The 773-nt window shown below is 50.1% G+C and carries 2 pseudogenes; one reads left to right on the forward strand and one right to left on the reverse strand.

The features are described 5' to 3' along the window. A pseudogene (locus GEI7105_RS36255) lies at positions 1-422 on the reverse strand (transposase); the annotation flags it as partial. A gap of 98 nt (positions 423-520) precedes the next feature. Between GEI7105_RS36255 and GEI7105_RS0121165 the strand changes: the two are divergent. Further along, positions 521-773 (forward strand): annotated as a pseudogene (locus GEI7105_RS0121165) (ISKra4 family transposase); the annotation flags it as partial.

The following is a 773-nucleotide window of genomic DNA, read 5'->3' on the forward strand; positions in this document are numbered from 1 at the left end:
TACTTTTCTTCTGTCGCAATACAGCGTCCGCACCTCGCTTCCTGAGCCAGTCTGCCAGTTTAGCACTCTGAAATTCTCGGTCGCCTACTGCCACCACTGGATAAGGTTTTAATAGCTTCAATACCGGCGCTAATATTTTTTTGCTGTTGCCTCAAGGAACTGCTGCCTAATTGGGGTAATAACTCCCAATAGACCGGTAAAGCATGAGTCCCCCAAATTAGAGACACCATGAACAAATTCCGGTCTCTCCATTGAGTTCGGTCAAGGACGACCACCAAATATTTTCGAGACTTTAAGGTGAGTTGAGGACGCGCTCGTCGCTGTTCCCGATTGAGGTGGTTGCCGCGATATTCAGCTTTCAGCCACCTCTTGATAAGGGGAAACCATAACAACTTGGCACTCAACTGAGGCAACTTCAGAAAGGGTGCATCCCAGTTATGCAATAAGCAAAAATGCTTACCCTTAAAGAGCAGCATAAGAGCTAAGCTTTGGGCAGTTCATAACGAAACCGGTCAGACCCATGGATGCATCTAAGCAAGCCCGCCTCAAAGAACTCACTCAGGAGTTAGCCGAATTGCTCTACGAAGAGACGGCTCCAGAAGCCGTCAAGAGCTTGGAAGGGATAGAGAAAGCAGTGCGTGGGCATTGGCTAGAGCATGTCGGGCCAGAAATCGGTCTTTTTTTATCCGCACAAGTAGCGGCACAACGCGGGGACGACAGCGGGCAGTCGCCAGCATCGTCGGACGGCTAAGCATCAGCGAGCAGCAAGGTCA

This window comes from Baaleninema simplex PCC 7105, from assembly GCF_000332355.1.
GTDB classification, from domain to species: Bacteria; Cyanobacteriota; Cyanobacteriia; order Cyanobacteriales; family Geitlerinemataceae; genus Baaleninema; species Baaleninema simplex.